The organism is Arthrobacter sp. B10-11, assembly GCF_033142195.1.
GTDB lineage: Bacteria > Actinomycetota > Actinomycetes > Actinomycetales > Micrococcaceae > Arthrobacter > Arthrobacter oryzae_C.
In genome coordinates this window covers 735,610-757,147 of record NZ_JAWMTH010000002.1, presented here as the reverse complement: position 1 = coordinate 757,147, position 21,538 = coordinate 735,610, and the positions used below count along the sequence as shown (strand labels likewise).

The 21,538-nt window shown below is 66.0% G+C and carries 26 protein-coding genes; 15 read left to right on the top strand and 11 right to left on the bottom strand.

The window, feature by feature from the left end; genetic code table 11:
• Positions 1 to 108: 108 nt before the first annotated feature.
• Genes RW112_RS09195 through RW112_RS09180 form a run of 4 tightly spaced genes read left to right on the top strand, consistent with a single transcriptional unit; the run spans position 109 to position 3,580 of the window.
• A complete protein-coding gene (locus RW112_RS09195; RefSeq protein ID WP_317781445.1) occupies positions 109 to 1,113 on the top strand; it encodes a tripartite tricarboxylate transporter substrate binding protein in 1,005 nt (334 codons plus the stop codon).
• A gap of 5 nt (positions 1,114 to 1,118) precedes the next feature.
• Positions 1,119 to 1,637, top strand: a complete 519-nt coding sequence (locus RW112_RS09190) for a tripartite tricarboxylate transporter TctB family protein (RefSeq protein WP_317781444.1) — start codon at positions 1,119 to 1,121, stop codon at positions 1,635 to 1,637.
• 9 nt (positions 1,638 to 1,646) lie between these two features.
• The gene (locus RW112_RS09185) at positions 1,647 to 3,179 is read left to right on the top strand and encodes a tripartite tricarboxylate transporter permease (RefSeq protein WP_317781443.1); all 1,533 of its coding nucleotides are present in this window, start codon (positions 1,647 to 1,649) and stop codon (positions 3,177 to 3,179) included.
• Positions 3,176 to 3,580 carry a universal stress protein gene (locus RW112_RS09180; protein WP_317781442.1) on the top strand — a complete coding sequence of 135 codons (405 nt, stop codon included), beginning with the start codon at positions 3,176 to 3,178 and terminating at the stop codon, positions 3,578 to 3,580. Before RW112_RS09185 ends, RW112_RS09180 begins: the two co-directional genes overlap by 4 nt.
• An 11-nt stretch (positions 3,581 to 3,591) precedes the next feature.
• Here the strand turns inward: RW112_RS09180 and RW112_RS09175 are convergent, their stop codons facing one another.
• Complete coding sequence (locus RW112_RS09175; RefSeq protein WP_317781441.1) at positions 3,592 to 4,302, bottom strand: TetR/AcrR family transcriptional regulator; 711 nt, start codon at positions 4,300 to 4,302, stop codon at positions 3,592 to 3,594.
• Positions 4,303 to 4,443: 141 nt separating this feature from the next.
• On the opposite strand from RW112_RS09175, the gene RW112_RS09170 reads away from it, so the two are divergent.
• Positions 4,444 to 5,829 carry an NAD(P)/FAD-dependent oxidoreductase gene (locus tag RW112_RS09170; protein ID WP_317781440.1) on the top strand — a complete coding sequence of 462 codons (1,386 nt, stop codon included), beginning with the start codon at positions 4,444 to 4,446 and terminating at the stop codon, positions 5,827 to 5,829.
• 93 nt (positions 5,830 to 5,922) lie between these two features.
• Positions 5,923 to 6,405 carry a pyridoxamine 5'-phosphate oxidase family protein gene (locus RW112_RS09165; protein ID WP_317781439.1) on the top strand — a complete coding sequence of 161 codons (483 nt, stop codon included), beginning with the start codon at positions 5,923 to 5,925 and terminating at the stop codon, positions 6,403 to 6,405.
• A gap of 3 nt (positions 6,406 to 6,408) precedes the next feature.
• Here the strand turns inward: RW112_RS09165 and RW112_RS09160 are convergent, their stop codons facing one another.
• Both RW112_RS09160 and RW112_RS09155 read right to left on the bottom strand, forming a co-directional pair.
• Complete coding sequence (locus RW112_RS09160; protein WP_411709886.1) at positions 6,409 to 7,017, bottom strand: DUF6919 domain-containing protein; 609 nt, start codon at positions 7,015 to 7,017, stop codon at positions 6,409 to 6,411.
• A gap of 68 nt (positions 7,018 to 7,085) precedes the next feature.
• Positions 7,086 to 7,670: a hypothetical protein gene (locus RW112_RS09155; protein WP_317781438.1), complete on the bottom strand. Its 585-nt coding sequence runs from the start codon at positions 7,668 to 7,670 to the stop codon at positions 7,086 to 7,088.
• A gap of 106 nt (positions 7,671 to 7,776) precedes the next feature.
• Between RW112_RS09155 and RW112_RS09150 the strand changes: the two genes are divergently transcribed.
• Positions 7,777 to 8,166: a VOC family protein gene (locus RW112_RS09150; RefSeq protein ID WP_317781437.1), complete on the top strand. Its 390-nt coding sequence runs from the start codon at positions 7,777 to 7,779 to the stop codon at positions 8,164 to 8,166.
• A gap of 51 nt (positions 8,167 to 8,217) precedes the next feature.
• Complete coding sequence (locus tag RW112_RS09145) at positions 8,218 to 8,397, top strand: PspC domain-containing protein (protein WP_317781436.1); 180 nt, start codon at positions 8,218 to 8,220, stop codon at positions 8,395 to 8,397.
• Here RW112_RS09145 and RW112_RS09140 read toward each other — a convergent pair.
• Complete coding sequence (locus tag RW112_RS09140; protein ID WP_317781435.1) at positions 8,381 to 9,442, bottom strand: LacI family DNA-binding transcriptional regulator; 1,062 nt, start codon at positions 9,440 to 9,442, stop codon at positions 8,381 to 8,383. The genes RW112_RS09145 and RW112_RS09140 overlap by 17 nt on opposite strands.
• Before the next feature lie 39 nt (positions 9,443 to 9,481).
• Here RW112_RS09140 and RW112_RS09135 point away from each other — a divergent pair, with 39 nt between their 5' ends.
• Complete coding sequence (locus RW112_RS09135) at positions 9,482 to 10,480, top strand: hypothetical protein (protein ID WP_317781434.1); 999 nt, start codon at positions 9,482 to 9,484, stop codon at positions 10,478 to 10,480.
• Here RW112_RS09135 and RW112_RS09130 read toward each other — a convergent pair.
• On the bottom strand, positions 10,467 to 11,090 hold the full coding sequence (locus RW112_RS09130) for a thymidylate kinase (RefSeq protein ID WP_317781603.1): 624 nt from the start codon (positions 11,088 to 11,090) through the stop codon (positions 10,467 to 10,469). The genes RW112_RS09135 and RW112_RS09130 overlap by 14 nt on opposite strands.
• A 178-nt stretch (positions 11,091 to 11,268) precedes the next feature.
• On the opposite strand from RW112_RS09130, the gene RW112_RS09125 reads away from it, so the two are divergent.
• On the top strand, positions 11,269 to 11,748 hold the full coding sequence (locus tag RW112_RS09125) for a hypothetical protein (protein WP_317781433.1): 480 nt from the start codon (positions 11,269 to 11,271) through the stop codon (positions 11,746 to 11,748).
• A gap of 5 nt (positions 11,749 to 11,753) precedes the next feature.
• Here the strand turns inward: RW112_RS09125 and RW112_RS09120 are convergent, their stop codons facing one another.
• Positions 11,754 to 12,158, bottom strand: a complete 405-nt coding sequence (locus RW112_RS09120; RefSeq protein WP_317781432.1) for a DUF5997 family protein — start codon at positions 12,156 to 12,158, stop codon at positions 11,754 to 11,756.
• 66 nt (positions 12,159 to 12,224) lie between these two features.
• On the opposite strand from RW112_RS09120, the gene RW112_RS09115 reads away from it, so the two are divergent.
• A complete protein-coding gene (locus RW112_RS09115; RefSeq protein WP_317781431.1) occupies positions 12,225 to 12,974 on the top strand; it encodes a substrate-binding domain-containing protein in 750 nt (249 codons plus the stop codon).
• Between the two features lie 2 nt (positions 12,975 to 12,976).
• Here the strand turns inward: RW112_RS09115 and RW112_RS09110 are convergent, their stop codons facing one another.
• The 5 genes from RW112_RS09110 to RW112_RS09090 all read right to left on the bottom strand — a co-directional run bounded on the left by RW112_RS09110 (position 12,977) and on the right by RW112_RS09090 (position 18,205).
• Positions 12,977 to 13,312, bottom strand: a complete 336-nt coding sequence (locus tag RW112_RS09110; protein WP_317781430.1) for a hypothetical protein — start codon at positions 13,310 to 13,312, stop codon at positions 12,977 to 12,979.
• 142 nt (positions 13,313 to 13,454) lie between these two features.
• Positions 13,455 to 14,462, bottom strand: a complete 1,008-nt coding sequence (locus tag RW112_RS09105) for an ABC transporter permease (RefSeq protein ID WP_317781429.1) — start codon at positions 14,460 to 14,462, stop codon at positions 13,455 to 13,457.
• A complete protein-coding gene (locus tag RW112_RS09100; protein ID WP_317781428.1) occupies positions 14,459 to 15,988 on the bottom strand; it encodes a sugar ABC transporter ATP-binding protein in 1,530 nt (509 codons plus the stop codon). Before RW112_RS09100 ends, RW112_RS09105 begins: the two co-directional genes overlap by 4 nt.
• Before the next feature lie 5 nt (positions 15,989 to 15,993).
• Positions 15,994 to 16,992, bottom strand: a complete 999-nt coding sequence (locus RW112_RS09095; protein ID WP_317781427.1) for a sugar ABC transporter substrate-binding protein — start codon at positions 16,990 to 16,992, stop codon at positions 15,994 to 15,996.
• A gap of 199 nt (positions 16,993 to 17,191) precedes the next feature.
• On the bottom strand, positions 17,192 to 18,205 hold the full coding sequence (locus tag RW112_RS09090; protein ID WP_317781426.1) for a LacI family DNA-binding transcriptional regulator: 1,014 nt from the start codon (positions 18,203 to 18,205) through the stop codon (positions 17,192 to 17,194).
• Between the two features lie 154 nt (positions 18,206 to 18,359).
• Here RW112_RS09090 and RW112_RS09085 point away from each other — a divergent pair, with 154 nt between their 5' ends.
• From RW112_RS09085 to RW112_RS09070, 4 genes are all read left to right on the top strand, one after another.
• The gene (locus tag RW112_RS09085) at positions 18,360 to 19,538 is read left to right on the top strand and encodes a Gfo/Idh/MocA family oxidoreductase (RefSeq protein WP_317781425.1); all 1,179 of its coding nucleotides are present in this window, start codon (positions 18,360 to 18,362) and stop codon (positions 19,536 to 19,538) included.
• Positions 19,535 to 20,554, top strand: coding sequence for a sugar phosphate isomerase/epimerase (locus RW112_RS09080; protein WP_317781424.1), 1,020 nt, complete (start codon positions 19,535 to 19,537; stop codon positions 20,552 to 20,554). Before RW112_RS09085 ends, RW112_RS09080 begins: the two co-directional genes overlap by 4 nt.
• A 91-nt stretch (positions 20,555 to 20,645) precedes the next feature.
• Positions 20,646 to 21,077, top strand: a complete 432-nt coding sequence (locus tag RW112_RS09075; RefSeq protein ID WP_317781423.1) for a DUF3592 domain-containing protein — start codon at positions 20,646 to 20,648, stop codon at positions 21,075 to 21,077.
• Between the two features lie 2 nt (positions 21,078 to 21,079).
• Positions 21,080 to 21,511: a DUF3592 domain-containing protein gene (locus RW112_RS09070; RefSeq protein ID WP_317781422.1), complete on the top strand. Its 432-nt coding sequence runs from the start codon at positions 21,080 to 21,082 to the stop codon at positions 21,509 to 21,511.
• The last annotated feature ends 27 nt before the right edge of the window (positions 21,512 to 21,538 follow it).

The following is a 21,538-nucleotide window of genomic DNA, read 5'->3' as shown; positions in this document are numbered from 1 at the left end:
CTTAGACATGCATCATAGTGGCTTCCTAAACTCAGTACAGCCAACCGGCAGTGATCCGGTTCACAGACATATGGGGCGCAAGCCCTGCAGCGCCAACGAGGAGTTCCAATGATGCACTTCCCCACCCGCCGAGCCGTCCTCGGGGCAGCTTCTGCCATGACGCTCCTGGCACTGACCGCCTGCGGCAATGTCGCAGGCGGCGGCAGCGCAGATTCATCCAAATACCCGTCTGGCCCCGTCAACCTCTCCGTCGGCCAGGCTGCCGGCGGCAGCACCGACCTGATCGCCCGCGCCCTCGCCGAAGGCGCCACCAAGACCCTTGGCCAGCCGGTGCCCGTGGTCAACAAGCCCGGTGCAAACGGCGCCCTCGCAACGAAGGAAGTGGCCGGCAAGCCCGCCGATGGCCAGGAGCTGGTCCTGCTGAACGCCTCCCTGATCACCATCACGCCCTTGGCGGTCTCAGCTGACGAAGCCGTGAACATTGACGATCTGGACATCATTGCCGGCCTGTCCCAGGACGACTACGTCCTGGTGGCAAGCCCCGGGTCCGGATTCAAGACCTTCAAAGACGTGACGGATGCCGGCCGCAACGTGACCTTCGGTACCACGGGCGTCGGCACCGGCAGCCAGCTGGCCCAGACCGTGCTCTTCAAGCAGGCCAATGTCACCGGCACCGACATCCCCTTTGACAGCGGCAAGCCCGCCCTGACTGCAGCCCTGGGCAACCAGGTGGAGCTCGCAACCATCCAGCTGGGTGAAGCAATGCCGCAGATCGAAGCCGGAAAGGTCGCCCCGCTCCTGGTTTTCTCCGAAGAGCGCAACACGTTCCTGCCGGACACCCCCACCGCGAAGGAAGCGGGATATGACGTTCCCGTAGCCCAGTACCGGGCCGTCGCCGCTCCCAAGGGCACCCCGCAGGATGTCAAGGACAAGCTGTTTGCCGCATTCCAGGAGGCTTTCAAGTCGGACGCCTACAAGGAGTTCAACAAAAAGAACATGCTGACGCCCAAGGAAATCTCGGGTGAGGAAGTGGTCACCGAATGGAAGGCCTATGCAGCGAAGTACAAAGAGCTGGTGGAGAAGTACGACATCAGCCTCAGCGGAAATAAGTGATTCCAGTGAAGGAAACACCTGCGATCACAGAGGATGACCTGACGCCGGAGCAGCTCGCGGCGCAGTGGGAAGAGGAAAAGCCGCCGGCCGCCGGCGCCCTGGCCAACGCAGCCTCATCCTTGGTGGTCGTGGGCGTGGGCATCGGTGCGGCCATCCTGTCCGTCGCGATGGGTCTCGGCACACCCTCGGCACCGCAGCCTGGCCTCTGGCCGTTCATCATCAGCTGCGTCATGGTGGCGCTCGGGCTCTTCCAGCTGATCGCCGGCCGGCGCAACCGGGATGCGGAGAAATTCACCCGCATGTCCAGCGCGCCGCTGACCGGGCTGGTGACCCTCGCCGCCATGGTGGCCCTGATGCCGCTCATTGGCTTCGAACTGCCGGCGCTGGTCCTGTGCATCATCTGGATGCGGTTCCTGGGCGGCGAAACCTGGCGCTCCACCCTCGTTGTCAGCGCAAGTGTCGTCATTGCCTTTTATGGGATCTTCGTCCTGGCGCTCAACACCTCCATTCCCCACCTCTTCTAGGAGACCCCCGTGGATTTTCTCAATCCCGTTATCAACGGATTTGCGGTTGTCCTGGAGCCGACAAACCTCCTGTACTGCCTGATCGGCGTCGTGATCGGCATGCTGATCGGTGTGCTGCCCGGCTTGGGGCCCGCGGCAACCATCGCCATCCTTCTTCCGCTCACCTACAACGTGGAGCCCGTGACGGCCATCATCATGCTGGCCGGCATTTTCTACGGCGCCCAGTACGGCGGCACCATCACCTCCGTGCTGCTCCGGCTTCCCGGTGAGGCGTCCTCGGTGGTTACCGTGTTCGACGGCTACCAGATGGCAAAGCAAGGCAGGGCCGGTACCGCACTGGGCCTGGCATCGATCGGTTCCTTCGTTGGTGGCACCGCCGCCATTATCGGCCTGACCTTCCTGGCTCCCATCGTTGCCAGCTTCGCCCTGGATTTCGGGCCGCCTGAGTACACCGCCCTGGCACTGCTCGGCATCCTCCTCGTGGCAACGATCAGCAACGGATCGAAGGCCAAAGCGCTCATCGCCGCGGCCCTGGGCCTCCTGCTGGCCACTGTCGGCAGGGACATTTTCACTGGTGAAAGCCGCTTTACGTTCGGCAGCCTGCAACTCGCAGATGGGATCGACTTCGTGCCGATCGCGATGGGCATTTTCGGCCTCGGTGAGATCCTCTACAACCTGGAGGAGCGGCACCGGTCCGCGAAGGCGCCGTCGAAGGTCACCAACGTCTGGCCCTCCCGGAAGGACCTGAAGCAGGCCTCCGGCGCCATCGGCCGCGGCTCTGTCCTCGGCTTCTTCCTGGGCATCCTCCCCGGCGGCGGTGCGACCATCGCCTCCATGGCCTCCTACGCCATGGAAAAAAAGCGCGCCAAACAGCCGGAACGTTTCGGCAAGGGCGCACCTGAGGGTGTCGCCGGGCCGGAAACCGCCAACAATGCCGCAGCAACCTCGTCCTTTATCCCGCTGTTGACGCTGGGAATCCCCGCCAACGCCACCATGGCGCTGATGTTCGGTGCCTTGCTGATCCAGGGCGTCACCCCGGGGCCGCAGTTGGTGGAGCAGAACCCTGAGCTCTTCTGGGGCGTCGTGAACTCGATGTACATCGGCAACATCCTGCTGCTGATCATGAGCCTGCCGCTGGTGGGAATCTTCGTGAAGATCCTCCGCGTTCGGGCAGCCATCCTGGCGCCCGTCACCGCCCTGATCACGCTGCTCGGTGCCTACACGATCAACAACAGCATGTTCGATGTCACGCTCGTAGTGGTCTTCGGCATCGTGGGCTACCTCATGAAGAAGTTCGGCTTCGAGCCGGGCCCGCTGGTCCTGGCCTTCGTGCTGGGAGAACTGCTGGAGAGCTCCATGCGGCGCTCACTGCTGGTCTTCGGCGGCGATCCCATCGGCTTCTTCGGCCGCCCGATCTCGGCCACGCTACTCGTGGTGTTCGTTCTGGTCGCCGTGCTTCCGGGCATCCGGTCCCTGCTGGCCAGGCGCAAAGCCCCCGCTGCGGCAGAGCCCGCACCCACCAAAATCAAGGAGAAGGTATGAGCATCATCGTCGGATTCGTTCCCACGCCTGCCGGCGAGGCGGCGCTCACTGCCGGCATCGCCGAGGCAACACTCCGCAACGAGGAGCTGGTGATCGTCAACTCCGCCCGTGAGGGTGCCCTGGTGGACAAGTCAGTGGCGGGCGATGACGTCCTGGCCTCGGCCGCCAGGCGTGCGGCCGAGGCCGGCGTCACGGCAAGGGTCATCCAGCCGCCCTACCACCACGACCTCGCAGACGAGTTCCTGGACGTGGCCCGTGAAGCTAATGCCTCCCTCATTGTCATTGGCCTGCGGCACCGCTCCCAGGTGGGCAAGTTCATCCTGGGCAGCCACGCCCAGCGCATCCTGATGCAGGCGGACCGCCCGGTCCTGGCTGTCAAAGCCGACGGCGCGCACTTCTAGCGCGTGCCCGCCTACTTCCGCAGCGCCCCGAGCCCGGAGATCAGCGCTTCCAGGCCCAGGCTGAACGCGACGTCGGCGGGCTTTTCGTGGCCTTGTTCCGCCAGGCTCTGCACTGCGGCCGTGAAATTGGGTGTGGATTCCGCCATGCTGCCTGGATCGAAGATGTCCGCAGGTGCGGTGACATCGAAGGCCGAGCCGAAGATGAAGGATTCCAGCGCCACAATCGAGGAGATGATGCGCTCTTCGGGGAACCCGGCGTCCCGCAGCCCTGCACTCACCGTCTCGTACATGGCCAGGGTCTGCGGCGCGTCCGTCACGGGCAGGACCGCGATCACCGGGATCAGCGGCGTGTGCTGGGAAAAGACGTCCCGGTAGCTCCACGCCCACCGCCGCACGGCTTCGTCCCAGGGCTCACTGCCGAACGCGGACACGTCCACCAATGCTGCGAGGTGGTCCTCCACCAACACCAGCACGTCCCGCTTGGATGCCACATGGTTGTAAAGGGCCGACGGCGCCACGTCCAGTGAGCGGGCCAGCGCAGCCATGGTGAGGCCGTCGTAGCCGTTCTTTCCGATCAGCTGCAGTGCTGCAGAGGTGATCACCGCCTGATCCAGTACCGCCGACGCCGGCCTGCCGGCGCGGCGCTTCTGCGGGGTGCGCGGGGTGCCATCCGGGCGGGCATCCGCGGGGGACTCGGTGTGTTGGCGGGCGGCTGCCGGCATCGTCGGCCTTTCTGCTGGCGGGGTCCCCAGCATTATTCCACTGACCTCTTCCGCGACGTCACGGAAACAGCTATAGTCTAAATAAATGAATGGCATTCATTTAGTGGTCCGCATCACTCGCGCGGCCACAGAGAGGACATCATGCTGGAACTTGACCGCGACGTCGTCGTCGTAGGTGCTGGACCCTCGGGCCTTACCGCCGCCCGCGAGCTGAAGAAAGCCGGATTCAGCGTTGCCGTACTGGAGGCTCGGGACCGCGTGGGCGGCCGCACCTGGACGGACACCGTTGACGGGGCCATGCTGGAAATCGGCGGCCAGTGGGTCTCGCCGGACCAGACCGTGCTCCTGGAGCTGCTCGACGAGCTGGGCCTTGAGACCTACTCCCGCTACCGGGAAGGTGAATCCATCTACGTCGGTGCTGACGGCAGGAAGATCCGCTACACCGGCGATTCCTTCCCGGTCAGCGGAACAACCGCCGCAGAAATGGACAAGCTCATTGGCCTGCTGGACGGGCTGGCAGCGGAAATCGGCCCCGCCGAGCCCTGGGCGCACGCCAAGGCGCGCGAGCTGGACACCATTTCCTTTCACCACTGGCTCCGCCGGAACTCCCCGGACGAGGAGGCCTGCAACAACATCGGCCTGTTTATCGCCGGCGGCATGCTGACCAAACCCGCGCACGCATTCTCCGCGCTGCAGGCCGTCCTGATGGCTGCCTCCGCAGGATCCTTCAGCCACCTGACGGATGAGGACTTCATCCTGGACAAGCGTGTGGTGGGAGGCATGCAGCAGGTTTCGCTGCTGCAGGCACGCGAGCTGGGTGACGACGTCGTACTTAACAGCCCGGTGCGCACCATTAACTGGACGGAAGAGCGCGACGGCGGCCCCCGGGTCACCGTGGTGTCCGAGCGGGCCACGGTCAACGCCCGCTACGTGATCATGGCGGTGCCGCCCAACCTGTACTCGCGGGTTTCCTTCAACCCGCCGCTGCCGCGCCGCCAGCACCAGATGCACCAGCACCAGTCGCTGGGCCTGGTCATCAAGGTGCACGCCGTCTACAAGACGCCGTTCTGGCGCGAGGAGGGGCTGTCCGGTACCTGCTTCAGCGCCGGCTCGCTGGTGCAGGAGGTCTATGACAACACCAACCACGGTGATTCCCGCGGCACCCTGGTGGGTTTTGTCTCGGACGAGAAGGCCGACGCCGTGTTCGAGCTCAGCGCCGAAGGCCGCCGCCGCGCCATCCTGGAGTCCATCGCGGCCTTCCTGGGGGACAAGGCGCTTGAGCCCGAGGTGTACTACGAGTCGGACTGGGGCTCCGAGGAATGGACGCGCGGGGCCTACGCCTCCAGCTACGACCTCGGCGGCCTGCACCGCTACGGCAAGGACCAGCATCGGCCCGTGGGTCCCATTTACTGGAGCTCGTCAGACCTGGCGGCGGAAGGCTACCAGCACGTCGACGGCGCCATTCGGATGGGGAAGCTGACTGCCGCCCGGGTTGCCGCAGCCGCCAGGGTGGGCGCTCCGGCCTGACTCGGATCCAGCCCCGCCGTTGAAAGTAAGTACGCTTACTAATAGGCTGGGTTGGCGGGGATCTTCCCCGTTCGAGACGAACGAGGTGAATGCATGTCTGAGACTGAGAACATCAGCAAAGTCACGAGGATCATCAACGATTCCCACATCGGGATGCTGACCACCATCAACGAAGAAGGTGCGCTGGTCAGCCGGCCGCTGGCCGTCCAGGAAGTTAAGGACGACGGCGACATGTGGTTCTTTACGTCATCGGAAACTTCCCAGGTGGCGCATGTCCGCGCCGATCCGCGGGTGAACGTGTCCTTCGGCAAGAACACCGAGTGGGTGTCCGTGGCCGGCACCGCGGAGGTTGTCACCGACCGGCAGAAGATCCACGACATGTGGAACCAGGTGGTTGAAGCCTGGTTCCCGGACGGTCCGGACACCCCGGAGGTTGTCCTGCTGCGGGTCGACTCTGATTCGGCGGAGTACTGGACCAGCCCCGGCGGCAGGGCCGCCACGGTGCTTCAGTGGGTCAAATCCAAGGTGACGCACAGCCGCATGAGCGTCGGTGAGAGCGGGACAGTGGACCTGTAGTCCTCACTGCAGCTGCCGGAGGGCCGCCAGGACCTCCGGCAGCAGCACGTCGTTCCGGCCCCACACGGGATCCAGGACTTCCACGTACCAGGAATCAGCGAGGAGCAGGGCCAGCGTTTCGTTGGTCTCGTCCGACCAGTCGCGGAGCTGGTCCTCGTCCACCGGGTTCTCACTGGACCCGAGCACGGTGACCACGGCATCGCCGTCGAACGTGACCGGGACTGCCGCCGCGCTCACTTCGCCTGGCGCGTGGCCGATGGTGACGAGATCGGACCTGGTGGACAGGGCCATGAGTTCGGCCGCGGCCCCGGCGCTGCAGAAGCCCGTGACGTATTGTCTCTGTGCGTGGCCGGCGTCGGCCCGCATGCCCGGCTGGGACTCCTTGGTGAACAGGCCGTTCCTGTTGAGTTCCGCCAGTTCGGCCGCGATGGGCCGGGTCTCCTCATCGAAGCTGGGCGCAAAAGTGCCCGGCTGGTATTCGCTGCGGGATTCCAGCCACCGCGCGGTCAGTTCCCCGGCGGCTTCGAGCGTTGTTGCCTGACGCCAGACTCCCCGGTCCGATCGCAACCTGCCGTGCTGGTCTCGTGTGTCCGTGACTAAAGGCTCCATCATGGGATGCTATCGCCGCCGTTGCGGCCTTCCCAACAGCCGCGACACACCGGTTAACGTCCGGGACCCTTTTACTGCGCCCGCACCCCGGCAGCGGCTTCCGCCCTGCCCAGGGCATTTTCCAAGCGGACGACGGCGGGAAGGTAACCGGCTGTTTCGACCGCCCGGACCCGTTCGGCCTCCTTCATCGCCTTGATCAGGGCCGCCGTTTCCGGCCGCCTGACGTCGGTCATGTGCGGAAAGTCAATGCAGCAGGCGGGGTCGAGCTCGTACCGCTGCCACCTGGCCAGCGCCGTCCGGTGCCGTGCCTCCGCGGCGGCCAGCTCCTCACGCTCGGCTGCCTGGTGCAGGCGCGCCGCATGCCGGGCCATCGCGCGGGGACTGTATATATAGGCCGCCACAGCCGTCGCGGCGGCGAGGGAGCCCGCCGCAAGCCCCAGCCAGGGGGACGCCAGGGACGGTATGAGCACGGCCGGGAAAACGATGACCAGCCCGGCGAAGGCGTCCCAGAAAACGGCGTCTGTCAGCTGCCCGGCGTCGCGCCGGGCGTGGTACCGCGCCGAAAAGACTGCGCCGGCCACACCGCACACCACGACGGCGGCGCATGCTGCCAGCTGCCAGGGCCCCATGGGGACCGATTCCGTAAGGACAGACACCGTTCCACCTCCAGCGGAACCCGCCGCGGATGGCTGGTTCCGGTACTTCCATTGGAATCCCGGCGGGTCCTGCCGTCAATGGGCGGGCCCGGGTAGCCTAGGCACCATGCGACTAAAAATGTGCAGCATCCACGTCAAGGAGCCCGCCGCGGCCCACCAGTTCTACACGGAGACGCTGGGCTTCGAAACCCTGATGGCCATGCCCGAATACAACCTGTACATCGTGAAGGATCCGGGTTCCGCCGGGGGCAGTTCCGGATCCGTGGGGCTTCTGCTGGAGCCCAGCGACAATCCCATCGGAGCGAACTACATGAACGCCCTGCACGACGCCGGGATGCCGGCCATCGTCTTCGGCGTTCCCGATGTCCGGGCGGAGTACAAGCGGCTCTCAGGCCTGGGTGTGATCTTTCAGGACGAGCCGATCGAAGGACCCACGGGAACCTCCGTGGTCCTGGATGACGGCTGCGGCAACTTCGTCCAGCTGCACCAGGACTAGGGGCTAAAGGACTCTGGACCCAACCAATGCACCGGCTGGTACTGTGGCCGCATGACAGGTGCATTGGTACGGCCCAGGAATGGCAAAATGATCGCCGGCGTCTGCGCCGGCCTGGCAGCCCGCTTCGGCATTTCGAAGGCCCTAGTCCGCATCGGCTTTGTGCTGTTCGGCCTGTTCGGCGTGGGCGAGCTGGTCTACATCGCTTTGTGGATCGTCATGCCCAAGGAGTGACGCCGCGGTTCAACGGAACGGGGCCCACCGAGTCCCGCTGAACGAGCGTGCACTCCAGCACGGCCTGCCGGGCCGTCCTCGTGCCCGGTGTGCCTTCGACGGCATCAATAAGGTGTTCCGCGGCCCGGGCGCCCATCGCGTAGCGGGGCAGTTCCACCGTGGTAAGCGCCGGGTGGAGGTTGCCGGCAATCATTTCCTGGTTGCCGAAGCCCACCACTGACAACGCGCCGGGAATTGTCAGGCCCATTTCGGCGGCGGCCCGGTACAGGCCCATGGCCATCGCGTCGTTGAAGCAGAAGACGGCCGTTGGCGGGTTTTCGAGCTTCAGCAGTCTCAACGCCGCCGCGTAGCCGCCGGCTGCTGTGGACGGTCCTGACTGGACCAGGTCGCCACGGAATTCCAGGCCGTCGTCCGCCAGCGTGTCCTGGAAGGCGTGCAATGTGGATTGCCTGGCCGGGTCTTCGTCACTGGTGTTGAGCATGCCGACCCGGGTGTGGCCGGCGTCGGTGAGGGCCGTGACGGCCAGCCGCACGCCGCCCGGCCGGTCCGGCTTCACCGACGGGAGGGTATCAGCGACGTCGTCGGCGTCCACCAGCACGGCCGGTAGGCCGGTGAGCCTGGTTGGGAGCCGGAGTGCGCGGCGGCCCGAGGCGACATAAAGGACGCCGTCCACCTTGCGGTCCAGCAGTTCCGCCACGTCTGATTCGCTCGGGCCGTCCGACCCGGTGGCGACGGAGCTGATGAGCATGATGTTGTAGCCGCGGCGCCTTGCGGCTTCGTCAGAACCGAGTATGACCCGCCCGGCGTCCGGAACCGTGGCAATCTCCTCGCAGATGACCCCGATGACTCCCGACCGCCTGGTCCGCAGGGCCCGCGCAAGCCGGTTCGGACCGTACCCGAGCCGGCTGGCAGCCTGGCGGACCCGGTCCCGGGTCTCAGCTCCCACCCTGGCGTAGGCCACGTTGTTCAGGACTTGGGAGACGGTAGTGACGGACACTCCTGCGGCTGCTGCGACGTCCTTGATTCCCACTGGCTTGCTGCTCATGCGTCTCCCGCGTCCTGATGGCCTAGTGAGAATTCTAGGGTGCACGCTGGTCCCGGGGCGCTCGCCCGGGCGGCAGGTGAAGGGACCTGTTCAGCAGCCCGGGGCGGGGAGCAGAATGAAGCAACCCAAACATTGGTGGTGAGGCCGGTGGCGCTGGCAATCGTGGTTGTGTGCACGCTGTTATTGCTGGTTGCCGTCATCCTGGTCGTCATCTGGGGCGGGCGCCTCTTCCGGAAGCCCGCCGACCCCGGCGCTCCCGATGAACAGGCTTCCCCGTTGCGGCTCTACCTCTGGTGGGCAAACGTGGCAACGGCTTCGGCCCTCGCCTCCGGCGTTTTGGTGGGATGGGCCGGCGGCAGGCTGGTGATGCGGGTGCTCGCCGTCACCTCGCCGGCATCAGCCCAGGGCCGCCTGACCGAAGCGCAGGCGAACGTCGGATTCCCCACGATCGACGGCAGCATTGCCCTGCTGTTCTTCGGGGGACTGCCGGCAGGATTCGCCGCGGCCTTCATCTACCTGTTCATCCGCCGCTGGCTCCCTGCCGGCCGTTGGGCGGGCCCCGCACTGGGGGTGTTGCTCCTCCTGGTCTTCGGCGCCTCTGTTGACCCGCTTCGGGCTGACAACATCGACTTCGCGATTGTGGGGCCCGGCTGGCTCTCCGTGGTGCTCTTCTCTGCGATGGCCGTCCTCCACGGCGCGGTGGTGGCGGCCGTGGCCGGCGCGTTCAGCCAGCGCCTTCCGCTTCCGTCCGGTCGGGACTGGAAGTACTACCTCCCGCTCGCCGGAGCCATCCTCTTCCTGCCAGCGGGCATCCTGCTTGGCATTGGTGCGCTGGTTGTCATGCTGTGCTCGTGGCTCGCGCATGTTGCCCGGGCCGGGCGGCAACATGTGGAAACGGGTCCGAATGACGTCCGGTCGGCGCGTGCCCTGCGGCGGGCGGCAGCGGTGTCCTGGGGAGGCCGTGCGGCTCTGGGCCTGGCTGCGGTCGTGGCCCTGCCCCCGTTCATCACCGCTGTCACGTCGATTATTTCGCGCTGATCCTGGTCGGCCCTGCGGCGGACGTCTCGGGGATGGCTGTTGACGTGGCGGCGCTGATCGCTGCGGTGAGCGCGGCCAGCACCTCGTCGTGGCCGCCGCCGGCGTCGATGCGGACGAACCCGGGGAACTCCGGAAGGGCGCGGTAACCCTCGCTGAGGGCAGTCAGTTCCTCAAGGGTTTCGCTGTCCGTGCCGCGCAGGAGGACGCGTTCCAGGGCCTGCTCGGGCGTGACGTCGAAGTGGATCACCAGGTCCGGTGCCGGGAGGCGCTTCAGAAGCCAGGGGAGGAACCGGCCGTGCGGGAGGCCACGGACGCTGCGCAGGGCCATTTGGCAGTATAAGTGGCGGTCCATGACCACGAGGCCGGAATAGCTCCGGGCGCGGGCATGCGACACCAGGACGTTGACCGTCCGGATCACAGTTTCCAGGGCATCGGCCAGGCGCGGGCTGAGGGGAATTCCGGAGCGCTCGGACCACTGGGACATGTTGCGGCGGCCGGCGTGGTTGCGCAGCAGTAAGGCCTTGCCGCCTGCCAGGCGCGCGACTTCCACGGCTGCGCGTGCGGCGGTGGTTTTTCCGGCACCGTCGATTCCGGTGAGGACTATCAGCAGGGGTGGCTCGATTCGTTGGGGCGGACTGTATGGCTCGACGCGTCAATGGTTCAACGAGGCGCCGGATCAGATTGTCCCCGAGGAACTTGTTTTCTGTTCGCCGTCCCGATTTCACGCGGTGTTAATGGCGGGGTTCTAGCGTGGGTCTTCAGGCACCATCCGCAAGAAGGGATCCATCATGGCCGATATTGCTGCTGTGCTGGGGCGGCTCTCCCCGGAAGAGCTCGATGAGCTCCGGGAGATTGGTCCCCAGGGGCACCTCACCAGGCGCCTGGTCGATGCCTTGGACAGGGCCGCCGGCGGGTCGGGCGCGGGCCGCGGTTACTACGTTCCCACGGGCAGCGTGAGTGCCACGGGCGGACCCCACCTCGTACTGCGCAGCGACGTCTCGGCGTGGCTGTTCGGCGCAAACCCGCAGATACCGCACGGACAGCAGGCGGCCAGCGAGGCAGCCGGGTCCGCGCAGCCGGAACGTGACTGGTCCGAACTGCGACCCGGCGACAAGGTGGCCATTGTGCGGGGCAACCGTGTCACGGCGTCGGGCATTGTGGACGCCATGACCGACGATGCCTCCACCGTGTGGGTGCTCTTCGAAGGCGTTGCGCCGCGGAGGATGTTCCACCGGGGCGATCCCGACGACCTTCGTCCCGTCCGCTAAGGCACTTACTCGGCCTTGGCGCGGGCTTTCTTGGCGTCCTTCTTGGCGGTCTCGTCCTTGACACGCTGGGCTTCGGCGCGGACCGCGGCGTGCGTGGAGCGCTCGGTGACCAGCCAGGCCGGGGGAGCCTGCAGCAGCGCTGTGATTTCCGCCGTCGTGAGTGCATCTTCGACGCCGCCGCGGGCCAGGCCGCTGATGGAGACGTTCAGTTTCTGCGCCACCACCGGGCGGGGGTGCGGGCCGTTGCGGCGGAGTTCCGCCAGCCACTCCGGCGGGTTGGCCTGGAGCTCGGCGAACTCGGCGCGGGTGATAACCGAATCCTGGAACTCCTGGGGTGTTGCGGGCAGGTAGATGCCAAGCTTCTTGGCAACGGTGGCCGGCTTCATGGACTGGGAGTTTGCAGAGGTCATGCTTCAAGGGTATCCGGAGGGCGGGCCCGCAGCGCCATCCTGCAGCACTGGCGGTACTGTGAACGTGTGTCCGCTGAAGAAGAAGCCCCCCAAGTACCCGCCCCTTCCGAACCGGAAAGGCGGGAGCTGCGCTTCGCCTACGTTGCCGGCGTGACGCCGGGCAAATGGATCCGGCGCTGGGAAGAGCGGATGCCGGATGTTCCCTTGCGCTCATTTATGTCCGACGACGGCGCTCAGCTTTCCGTCCTCGGCGACGGTTCCGCGGACCTCAGCTTCGTCCGGCTTCCGGTGGAGCGGGAGGGCCTGAACGTCATTCCCCTCTACGAGGAGCAGCCCGTGGTGGTCGCCCCCAAGGGACACGAAATTTCCGTGTTCGACGAGGTGGCGCTGGTCGACCTTGACGCGGAAACGTTCCTGGATGTTACTGAACTGGGCGGGCCGGAAATGGCCCTGCAGGTGGTGGCTTCCGGTGCCGGGCTCGCCATCCTGCCGATGTCCGTTGCCCGCCACTTCAACGTCAAGGACACGGTGGCGCGGAAGCTCACCGGCGCACCCACCACCCAGATTGCGCTGGCGTGGCCCCACGCAACCCAGCCGGACGAGGTGGACGAGGTGATCGAGGAGTTCATCGGGATTGTCCGCGGACGCACCGCCCAGAGTTCCCGCCAGCCATCGGCGAAGGTGGAGAAGCCCAAGAAGGAACCCAAGCCGGACCGCCGGGGGACGGGCGTCAAGAAGCCCAAGGTGGCCCAGCGCTACGCCCCCAACCCGGACAAGGGCCGCGGCAAGGGATCACGCAAGAAGGGCAAGCGCTAGCACTATGCGGTGCAGGCGTCCTTGAGCGCGGTGACGGATTCGGCCGGAACCTGGTCGCCCGCTTCGGCGATCTGACGCAGGGGAGTGGTGATCTCGGCGGGCACGCCGGCGGTCTCCGCGCCGCCCACGAGGCCAACGAGCAGCTCCTTGTCCTTGACGCTGACAAGCCCGTCCTCCACGAGGGCGCAGACCTGCGCCTTGACCTGGTCGGCCGCTGCGGTGGCAACCTGCGAGGCGCCGTCGCTCACGGCTTTTTCGGTCGCTTCCTGGACCTGGCCGCAACCGGTCAGGGCGAGGATAAGGGCGGCAGCGGACAGGGCGGCGAGGCGGGATTTCATGCGTCCAGCCTAGCAAGGGCAGCCGGGAGGACTGTCAGCGTCGGCGTTTCGGTCGCGGCAGCAACGTCGCGGCAGCAACAACGAGTGCCGGCGTCCTGGACGGACGCCGGCACTCGTGGTGTGGCCGAAAGCGGGGCGGTGCCTAGTTGCGCTTGTTGAAGATGACGTCCACCGCCACGGCGAGGATGATGACCGCGCCCTTGACCATGCCCTGCCAGTAGGCGGCGACGCCGAGCAAGACCAGGCCGCTGGAGAGCGAAGCGAGGATGAGTACTCCGACGATGGTGCGCGGGATGGATCCGAAGCCGCCGCTGAGCCGGGTGCCGCCGATGATCACGGCGGCGATGGCATCCAGTTCGGCCCCGGGCAGTGCTACCGGCGAAGCCGTCTGGAGCCGGGCGGTCAGCAGGATCCCGGCGATGCCGGCGCAGAGGGCGCAGACGATGTAGGCGATGGTCAGGACCCGGTTGACCTTGATGCCGGCCAGGCGGCTGGCTTCGAAGTTCCCGCCGATGGCGTAGATGTGGCGTCCGAAGCGCGTGTGGGCCAGGACGATGTGGGCGGCAATGGCGATGCCAATGAACCAGAACACGATGCTGGAGACGCCCATGATCTTCAGGGATGTGAGGCCCGTCAGCCAGCCCGGGAGGTTGCTGACGGAACCGCCGTCGTTGATCAGCAGTGCCACGGAGGTGAGGATCGTGTACATGCCGAGCGTGACGACGAACGGGTTGACCTTGGCCTTGGAGATGAGCGTGCCGCTGACCAGCCCGACGATGATGGAGGACAGCACAGCGAGGGCAATCGCCGGGAACATGCCCAGGGGGCTGACCAGGCCAACCACCATACCGGCGACGACGGCGGTCCGGGCGACCGCGAGGTCGAACCCGCCGGTGAGCATCACCACGGTCTGGCCGATGGCGAGGATGCCGATCACCGAGGCGCTCAGGAGGATGTTCCGGATGTTGCCTTCGGAGAGGAACTCCGGCCTGACCGCCGCGAAAACCAGCAGCAGGACGCCGAAGAAGATGATCAGGCCGTTGCGGCGGAGGACCGGGCGAAGCTGTTTGGTCCAGTTGGGCCGGGACGGTGCCTTGGGCAGTTGCACACCGTCCGGCGTGGCCGTGGGGGCCGTGGATTGGATTGTCATAACGTTGCTCCCTGCTCGAGGTGTTCTTCGGCCGCCATGCGGGCGCGGAGAACTGCTTCTTCCGTGGCGTCCTTGCCACTCATTTCGGCCACTACCCGGCCTTCATCAAAGACCAGCACGCGGTGGCTCATGCCCTGCAGTTCGGCCTGATCCGCCGAGACGATGATGACGGACATGCCTGTTGCGGTCAGTTCCACGATCTGGTCGTAGATTTCGCGGCGTGCGCCGACGTCGACGCCGAGCGTGGGTTCGTCCAGGATCAGCAGCTTCGGTGAGACCGCTGCCCAGCGTGCGAGCAGGGCCTTTTGCTGGTTTCCGCCGCTGAGGGTAACGATCTCCTGGTTGGGACTGGCCGATCGGACGTCGAATTTGCGGATCAGCTCCAGGCCGATTTTCTTCTCGGTCCGGGGGTTCAGGACTCCGAGGCGGCCGAGCCGGTGGGACTTGACCAGGGTCGCGTTGCGCCAGACCGACAGGGACGGGATCAGCCCGTCCGTTTTCCGGTCACCGGAGACGTACCCGATTCCGGCGGCCGTGGCCAGGTCGGGCCTGCCGTGGGGGAGCGGCTTACCCTTCAGCGTCATGGTTCCGCGGCCGTTGTCGGCACCGAAGATGATGCGCGCAATGTTCCGCTGGCCCGCACCGATGGCGCCGGTGATGCCAAGGATTTCCCCCGCATGGACGGTGAAGCTGACATCGCGGGCCCGCTTCCCGGACACGCCCTTAACTTCCAGGACGGCGTCAGCTCCGACGGCGGGAAGTTCCGGGAAGAGGTCGGTGATCTGCCGGCCAACGAGCAGCGGGATGATCTCGTCCGGCACGGAGTGTTCCTTGTCCAGCTCGCCGGCGTAGGCGCCGTCGCGCAGCACCACCACCCGGTCGCAGATCCGGGGGATTTCATCAAGCCGGTGACTCACATAAAGCACGGGGATCCCCTGGGCTTTGAGTTTGCGGATGACGTCGAACAGTTCGTCCACTTCGTCCGGGTTCAGGGCCGCCGTGGGCTCATCCAGGATGATCAGGGTTCCCGCCTCGCTGGAGGCCTTGAGGATCTCGACCCTCTGGCGCTGGGCAACGGTGAGGTCCCCGGCCAGGGTCTTGAGGGGGAGTTCGATGCCGGAGCGGTCCACCAGCTCCTGGGCCTGCCGGAGGGTCTCGCGCTTCCGGATCCAGAACCTGGCGGCTTTGGTACCGGGCTCCTTGCCCAGCACCAGGTTCTCGGCGACGGTCAGGTTGTCCGCCAGCATGGAGTGCTGGTGGACGGTGGCGATCCCGGCGGCCAGGGCTTCCGACGGTTCCTTGAAATGGGTGTCGGTGCCGTTGATGACGATGGTGCCGCCGTCCGGCCGGTAGACACCGGACAGGATCTTGATCAGCGTTGACTTTCCCGCGCCGTTTTCGCCGAGCAGTCCGACGACTTCACCGGCGTAGAGGTCAAGGTCGATTCCCTTGAGGGCCGGCACGCCGGCGAAGAGCTTACGGATGCCCTTCGCCGACACGCGGGGCGTTTCTGTGGTGGCAGGCACTGCTGTCACCACTCGCCCGGGTACTGGCCAACGTTTTCCTTGGTCACCTTGACCGCGGAGACCTCGACGGTGGGGCGGTCACCAAGGGTGGCGGTGGTCACCGCCTCCTTGCGGAGGATCTTCACCAGCGTTTCGACGGCGGCGGTTGCGTCCTGCTTGGCGGACACCCAGACGGTGCCGTACAGCTCGCCGGACTGGACGGCGGCAGTGCCTTCGATGCTTCCGCCGATGCCGATGACCTTGACGCCGTCCTGGCGGCCCTGCTCCTTGATGACGCGGGCAGCAGCGACGGCTTCGGGATCTGTCTGGGCCAGCATGATGTCCACCTTGGGGTGCTTCTGGAGGAGCGTCTGTGTGACCTCCACTGCCTTGGTGGGGTCGAAGTCATTGGACTGCTTGTCGATGATCTTGACGTTGGCTGCCCCCTTGATTCCTTCCATGAGGCCCGCCGACCGTTCGATCTGCGGCGTGGATCCCAGGGTTCCTTCCTGCAGCACTACCTGGCAGGGGTTGATGTCCTTGCAGGCCTGGACCACAAGTTCGCCCTGCATCTTGCCGATCGCAACATCGTTGAATCCGACGTGCACGCGCGGGTTGGCGCCTTCAAGTCCGCCGTAGGGAACCTCAAGGGTGCGGTTGCCCGTGATCAGGACGGCATCGGCGTCGGACGCCGCCTGGGCCACGGAGGCGTTGGCTTTGGGATCGACGGAAGCGATGATGATGCCCTTGGCGCCGCCCACGAGGAGGCTGTTGACCTGGTCATTCTGGGTGTTCGCATCGCCCTTTGCGTCCGAGAAGGAGGCGTCGACGCCCAGTTTCGCGGCGGCGTCGCGCGCTGCGTTCTGCCAGCCCGTCCAGAATGTCTGGTTGCCGGCGGGAAGGGCGATGCCGATCTTCTCCTTAGCGCCGCTTCCTGATTCCGTGCCGGCGCCCGCTGCTGAGCAGCCGGCGAGGGCGAGGGCGGCGACCGCGCTGAGGGCGGCGGTTTTGGCGAGGTTGTTCATGTGTTTCTCCTGGGAGTTCTTCGTCGGACTGGCGCAGGTGGAGGTACCCGGAAATCGCAATGTCAGTACGTTCTAATGTCAAGACAAATGCGGTGTGAGGAAAACTGTAGCGCTCCAATGACGCAGATCACAAGAGATTCGGGAAGAAAATTGTTGCGCTCCAATTTTGGTCGGCGCGCGAAGTAGCCCGGAGGCTTGGTTACCTGGAGGGGCGGGCCGTGGTGCCCCGGACGATGAGCGCCGGCTCGATCAGCTTCCGGCCCGGTTTGAGGCCCGGGTCCTGGATCCGCGCGAGCAGCGTGTTCGCCACGTCGACGCCCACGAGGTCGCTCCGGTTGTCCACGGAGGTCATGTCGAGGTAGCGCGACTTGGCCAGGGGGGAGTTGTCGTAGCCGATCACGGAGAGGTCCACCGGAACGGACAGGCCGCGGGCCTTGGCTGCCGCGAAGGCACCCAGGGCCATGGTGTCATTGGCGGCGAAGATGGCCGTGGTGTCCGGGTGGTGGTCGAGGATCCAGCAGGCGGCCGCGTAGCCGTCCTCCTCGGACGTTCCCTGCGTTTCGCCGGCGATCCGGATCTCAATACCGGCTTCCACGAGTCGGCCCCGGAACCCCTCGCGGCGGTGGGACGCGGCGCCGCCGGTACCCGAAAGGTGTCCGATGCGGGTGTGGCCCAGGCTGAGCAGGTGGTCGGCAGCCATGCGGCCGCCGCCGTCGTCGTCGTTCGTGATGAGGTCGGCACCCGCCGGGACGTCGTTGCGCCAGCCGGCCACAACTGCGGGGATCCACGTTCCGGCCATCATGGATTCGCTGGGTTCGGCGGCGATGACGAGCCCTTCCACGTGCATGGCCAGCAGGCCGTCGGTGGCTTCGGTGATGCGGTTCTCGCCCGGGCGCGAATCCGCGAGGGTGACCTGGTAGCCGTGGGGTGAGAGCGCGGATTCCATGCCGCGGAGTAGGTCCACGAACCAGAGGTTCCGGAAGTCGTCAATGACGAGCCCGATGCTCTTTGTTTGGCTGCTGGCCAGGGTGGTGGCCGCCCGGCTGGGGCGGTATCCCAGTTCTGCCATTGCCGCCCGGACCGCAGTCCGGCGCTTCTCGCTGACCTTGGACGGGTTTTGCAGCACCAGGGATACCAGGGACGGAGACACGCCGGCGGTCTGGGCGACGTCGTAGATCGTCGGTCGGCGCGTCCTGGAGGTGTTCTGCGTCATGTGTAGAGCCTTTCACATCTGATCCGAGGATAGTTCTCCCGGCTATTGACAGGACATATGCACATGTCTAATATTTTCTTCAGCGCCGGTTTTTGTAGCGCTACAATTTTCCCGGACGGGCGATGGGCCTGACGGAATTTCAAAGGAGAAATCAATGGCTGAAAGCCTCGGCGTCGCCGTCATTGGCGCAGGAATGGCCGGCAAGGCCCACGCTGCCGCGTATCGGACGGCTTCAACGCTGTATAGCCCCGTTCTTCCCGCGGTGCGCCTGGTCTCGATCGGCGACGTCAACGCCGAATTCGGCTCCCTGGCCGCCCGCCGCTTCGGTTACGAGCGCAACGACACGTCATGGCAGGCAATCGCCGAGGCCGATGACATCGACGTCGTCAGCGTGGTCATCGCCAACTCCCTGCACCGCGAAGTGGTGGAAGGCCTCCTTGCCGCCGGCAAGCACGTACTGTGCGAGAAGCCGCTGAGCGATTCCATCGAGGATGCCCGCGCCATGGCGGAGGCGGCCCGCAGCGCGAGTTCGATCGCACGCATCGGCTTCACCTTCCGCCGCACCCCGGGCATCGCCTACATCCGGGACCTCATTCGCACCGGCGTCCTCGGGAAGGTGCTGCACTTCAGCGGCCGCTACTGGACCGACTACGGCTTCAGCCCCTCCGCTCCCATGAGCTGGCGCTACAAGGGCGGGCCCGGCTCCGGCGCGCTTGCCGACGTCGGAAGCCACCTGGCCTACGTCTCCGAGTTCCTCTGCGGCGACATCAAGTCCGTCAGCGGCGGGCGGCTCAGCACCGCGATCGACAAGCGGCCATTGCCGCTGGGCGCCGTCATCGGGCACGATCACGCTGCCGTCAGCGACACGTTTGAGGCCGTGGAGAACGACGACTACGCCGCGTTCTCCGCAGAGTTTGAAAACGGCGCCGGCAGCTTCGAGGTCTCCCGCGTGGCCGCAGGCCACGCCAACAGCCTCAACTTCGAGGTGTTCTGCGAGAACGGTGCGGCCAAGTTCGACCAGCGCCGCCCGGCCGAAATCCAGCTGTTCCTCAATGACGGTTCCGGCAACGAGAACGGATACCGCCAGGTCATCCTCGGCCCCGGCCACCCCTACATTGCCGGCGGCCTGGCCATGGACGCCCCTGAAGTCGGCTTCGGCCAGAACGACGCGTTCGGCTACCAGGCCCGGGCGTTCCTGGAGGAAGTGGCCGGCCTCAGCGAAGCGGAGTCGCTGCCCCGCTGCGCCACGTTCGACGAGGGCGTCCGCAATATGGAGCTGCTTGGCGCCGTCACGAAGTCCGCACTCAACAACGGAAAGAAGATCACGCTATGAAACTCGGGGTCTACAACGCCATCCTGCACGACCGCCCGCTCCCCGAAGCCCTGAAAGTCATCGCTGACCTCGGGCTCACCGGCATCGAAATCAACACCGGCGGGTTCCTGCCGGCCGTGCACGTCCCCGACATGGACCAGATCCTGGAAAGCGACGCCGCCCGCGACGACTACCTGGCGATCTTCGAGGGGACAGGCGTGTCCATTGCCGGCCTGAACTGCAACGGCAACCCGCTGCACCCGAAGCGGGAAATCGGTGAGAAGCATGCCGAGGACATCCGCCGCTCCATCCGGCTGGCGCACCGGCTGGGACAGGACCGCGTGGTCACAATGTCCGGCCTGCCCGGCGGCGAGCCGGGAGCCACCACCGTCAACTGGGTGGTCAACGCCTGGAACTCGGCGGCCCTGGACGTGCTGGACTACCAGTGGGGCATCGCCGCCGATTTCTGGAAGGAAACCGACCGCCTTGCCGCTGACCACGGCGTGAAGGTGGCCCTCGAGCTGCATCCGCAGAACATCGTGTTTAACACCGCTGACGTCCGCAAGCTCATCGAGCTTACCGGCGCCACGCACGTCGGTGTTGAGCTGGATGCCTCGCACCTGTTCTGGCAGCAGATGGATCCGGTCGCAGTGGTACGCGAACTCGGCCCGCTGGTGTTCCAGGCAGCTGCCAAGGACGTCCGCGTCAACACGGAGAACGCCGCGCTCTATGGCGTGCTGGACAACAGCTTCCGCCGGCTCGCGCCGGAGGAAAACCGCACAAACCTCGGCGGCGACGAGTGGGCCAACGAATGGCCCAGGAACTCCGCCTGGGACTTCGTCGCGCTGGGCCGCGGGCACGACACTGCGTACTGGACCGAGTTCCTCCGCGCCCTGTACGAGGTGGACCCCAACATGCTGGTCAACATCGAGCACGAGGACGTTTCGCTGGGCCGGATCGAAGGTCTCCAGGTGGCGGCCAAGGTGCTGCGCGACGCCGACGCGGCGCTTACCTCCTCGCTGCACCTCACGTCCTAGGACCGCCAGGTTCCGGCCGGCGGCCGCCCCGAATGAGGGGCAGCCGCCGGCCGATGGCATACTTCTTGGTGACTGGAACCTGGGGGGACACGTGAAGATCGCGCTGTACATCATTTGGGCGCTGTTTGTTGCCGGCGTAGTTTTTTCGATTGTCCGCCTTTCGCGGAAGACCAAGCGCCGCCAACAACTCACTGCCAGCTGGCCGAGGGTCCAGGCGATCGTCACCGGGAGCGTGGCCGGCTGGACAAACGGCGGAGGCGGAAGCAGCCGCAGCCGGCGGTTCTACCCCACCTACCAATTTGCGGATCCCCGCGGGACGCTGTTCGCCGGCGAATCCGAAGTGTCTTACGCCAACCAGCCCGCTCCGGGCTCGTCGGTGGAAGTGATGTATAACCCCATCAATCCCAACCAGTCGTTCCAGGTGTCGTCCCAGGACAGTACGGTGATCGGCTGCCTCATCCCATGCTTCGCGGCGATTGCTGCGGGGTCCTTCTTGTTTATCAGCATCGTGCCGGTGAGCTGAGCATGGAGTCCATAGAAGCGCTGTTCGTCGGGGTGCCCGCGTTGTTCCTGGTGGTGGGATTGCTCATCACGGCGTTCTCCCTGGCGGGCTCATTCCGACGGCGATACGCACAACGCGGCTGGGTGCCGGTTCAGGCTACAGTGACCGGCAACCTGCACGGGAAAGACGGTCCCGCCAGCAACGGCCAGCACCGCTTTGCCCCGTCCTACGAGTTCCAGGACTCCCATGGCCGGCGATGGCTTGGCCAGTCAGACATCTACGGTGCGGACCAGGAAATCATCGGCACACACATCCCGGTGCTCTACAACCCGGCGAACCCCGCTGAATCGACGCGGCCCGTCTTTGTCGTCTCAAGGGGCAGCCTCTCGGTAGGCCTCATCCTCGCCGCCTTCGGAGCAGGCGGAACGGCGATGTTCACCGCAGTGTTCCTCTAGCCGGGCTGATTCGCCCCGACGCTGTGC

Bases quoted from the DNA above. Each gene is read 5' to 3' on its own strand.
- RW112_RS09195 (WP_317781445.1), top strand. From the start codon at position 109: ATGATGCACTTCCCCACCCGCCGAGCCGTCCTCGGGGCAGCTTCTGCC.
- RW112_RS09180 (WP_317781442.1), top strand. From the start codon at position 3,176: ATGAGCATCATCGTCGGATTCGTTCCCACGCCTGCCGGCGAGGCGGCG.
- RW112_RS09175 (WP_317781441.1), bottom strand. From the start codon at position 4,302: ATGCCGGCAGCCGCCCGCCAACACACCGAGTCCCCCGCGGATGCCCGC.
- RW112_RS09170 (WP_317781440.1), top strand. From the start codon at position 4,444: ATGCTGGAACTTGACCGCGACGTCGTCGTCGTAGGTGCTGGACCCTCG.
- RW112_RS09165 (WP_317781439.1), top strand. From the start codon at position 5,923: ATGTCTGAGACTGAGAACATCAGCAAAGTCACGAGGATCATCAACGAT.
- RW112_RS09160 (WP_411709886.1), bottom strand. From the start codon at position 7,017: ATGATGGAGCCTTTAGTCACGGACACACGAGACCAGCACGGCAGGTTG.
- RW112_RS09150 (WP_317781437.1), top strand. From the start codon at position 7,777: ATGCGACTAAAAATGTGCAGCATCCACGTCAAGGAGCCCGCCGCGGCC.
- RW112_RS09145 (WP_317781436.1), top strand. From the start codon at position 8,218: ATGACAGGTGCATTGGTACGGCCCAGGAATGGCAAAATGATCGCCGGC.
- RW112_RS09140 (WP_317781435.1), bottom strand. From the start codon at position 9,442: ATGAGCAGCAAGCCAGTGGGAATCAAGGACGTCGCAGCAGCCGCAGGA.
- RW112_RS09125 (WP_317781433.1), top strand. From the start codon at position 11,269: ATGGCCGATATTGCTGCTGTGCTGGGGCGGCTCTCCCCGGAAGAGCTC.
- RW112_RS09120 (WP_317781432.1), bottom strand. From the start codon at position 12,158: ATGACCTCTGCAAACTCCCAGTCCATGAAGCCGGCCACCGTTGCCAAG.
- RW112_RS09110 (WP_317781430.1), bottom strand. From the start codon at position 13,312: ATGAAATCCCGCCTCGCCGCCCTGTCCGCTGCCGCCCTTATCCTCGCC.
- RW112_RS09105 (WP_317781429.1), bottom strand. From the start codon at position 14,462: ATGACAATCCAATCCACGGCCCCCACGGCCACGCCGGACGGTGTGCAA.
- RW112_RS09095 (WP_317781427.1), bottom strand. From the start codon at position 16,992: ATGAACAACCTCGCCAAAACCGCCGCCCTCAGCGCGGTCGCCGCCCTC.
- RW112_RS09090 (WP_317781426.1), bottom strand. From the start codon at position 18,205: ATGACGCAGAACACCTCCAGGACGCGCCGACCGACGATCTACGACGTC.
- RW112_RS09085 (WP_317781425.1), top strand. From the start codon at position 18,360: ATGGCTGAAAGCCTCGGCGTCGCCGTCATTGGCGCAGGAATGGCCGGC.
- RW112_RS09080 (WP_317781424.1), top strand. From the start codon at position 19,535: ATGAAACTCGGGGTCTACAACGCCATCCTGCACGACCGCCCGCTCCCC.
- RW112_RS09070 (WP_317781422.1), top strand. From the start codon at position 21,080: ATGGAGTCCATAGAAGCGCTGTTCGTCGGGGTGCCCGCGTTGTTCCTG.